Origin of the sequence: Proteus mirabilis ATCC 29906 (genome assembly GCF_000160755.1) — a bacterium.
GTDB lineage: Bacteria > Pseudomonadota > Gammaproteobacteria > Enterobacterales > Enterobacteriaceae > Proteus > Proteus mirabilis.
In genome coordinates, this window is the sequence record NZ_GG668589.1 from 1 (window position 1) to 1,465 (window position 1,465).

Here is a 1,465-nt window from a genome sequence, read left to right on the forward strand (position 1 = left end):
CGAAACTCAACAACTCACACAACTAATTTGCACGACATCTCCCGCAGGTAAAAAGCAATATCGGATCGGCTTGCAAAAAATTAGTGATGCTGGTGCTCCATTGCTGGTGGCGATTGAATCCTATTGGCGTAAAAACACACAAGAGAGTTGTGTTTATTTGTTAGAGAAAGCGAGGCAATTTATTCAGGGACACTTACAACAAACGAATACATGGATATCCATGTACGGCCTTGTGATTGTTTCTAATGCGTCACTTGAAGAGCAGTTGCCTGAGGCTTTATTAACATTAATTCATTCAAAATATGCTAGCCTTTCTTGAATGTAACTTATTGGTTTAAATTAACTTTATAAGCTATCTAATATATGAGTCTTTTAATGATCGTGATCTTATAATAAAAACATCTTTAAAGTAAAAAGACTAATAAGTATTATTTTTATATTGATGAGGCTAACAATAAGAGTCGATATGAAAATTAAAGAACCAGATGAGCTTATAGCGGATGCGGATAAATATGAGTCAAAAGTAATGTTTAAATCAATGAGAATAGCTTGGTTGATATTTACCATTGTACTACTTAATTTAATACCAATGCTTATTCATGGTGGAGTATTGTCATTATCTAACTTTTTGATTTTAAATATGTTTATTATTTGTATCATGCTATGGATATATATCAGAAAAATATTTTATACATATTCCAAGAGAAATTCACATTAAGATAATGTTACTCATAGTGTGAGTAAAAAGAATTTTAAAAACAGTTTTTCTAAAGGTATTACTTAAATTTTAGAAGAGACAACCTTACCTTAGATAATGAATGCTGTGATTTAGGGAGAGTAATGATCGTTTCATGAGATTTATAAAAAAGAAGCCCTCGGATGAAGGCTTTAATAGCGATACTATATAATAATTAGAAGCAATCGATAACTAAAATAGATTAGTTATATATCAACTAAACTTTAGCCATCTCTCATAGTTTACTCGTTTTACTAATGTAGAAACTTGCACTAAGTCAAATAAGTTTTTTTTGTAAAAATACTATCCTTAAGAGAACTGTAAACTTTCGTTTTAATCTAAATCATAACGTTAGTTCAAGTTTCACCTTCACATGTTTAACTCTTTCACACTAATCATCAACGGACACTCCTCAGGGGGTGACTATGCGTATGGAAAAATTAACCAATGTTACTTACGGAACCGCAGGCTTAACGGCATTTTTTGCCAGTCTTTCATTATATGAATGGGGATTTGTTATCGGGATGGCGTTCAGCATGCTTCTTGGTTTAGCCACTTATTTTATGACACGCCGAGAGCAACGAAAACGCACTCAATTATTTGAAGAGCTTGTTCGTCATGTTGACCCACAAAACCCGACTGAAACGTTAAAAAGGCTTGCTGAATTAATGGTGAAAGCGTCAAAGGATATTTAATGTCTCTCAAACAGAAAATAGCGGCGCTAACAAC

3 protein-coding genes are annotated in these 1,465 nt (G+C 32.9%); all 3 read left to right on the plus strand.

Going from position 1 to position 1,465, the window contains the following annotated elements; translation table 11 throughout:
* Positions 1-319 (plus strand): hypothetical protein (locus HMPREF0693_RS17550; protein WP_004246988.1); only part of this gene is annotated, 319 nt, incomplete at its 5' end.
* A gap of 147 nt (positions 320-466) precedes the next feature.
* Entirely contained in the window at positions 467-718 is a 252-nt protein-coding gene (locus HMPREF0693_RS17555) for a hypothetical protein (RefSeq protein ID WP_004251731.1), read from the plus strand.
* Between the two features lie 443 nt (positions 719-1,161).
* Positions 1,162-1,431, plus strand: a complete 270-nt coding sequence (locus HMPREF0693_RS17560; protein WP_004246990.1) for a phage holin family protein — start codon at positions 1,162-1,164, stop codon at positions 1,429-1,431.
* Positions 1,432-1,465 lie beyond the last annotated feature (34 nt).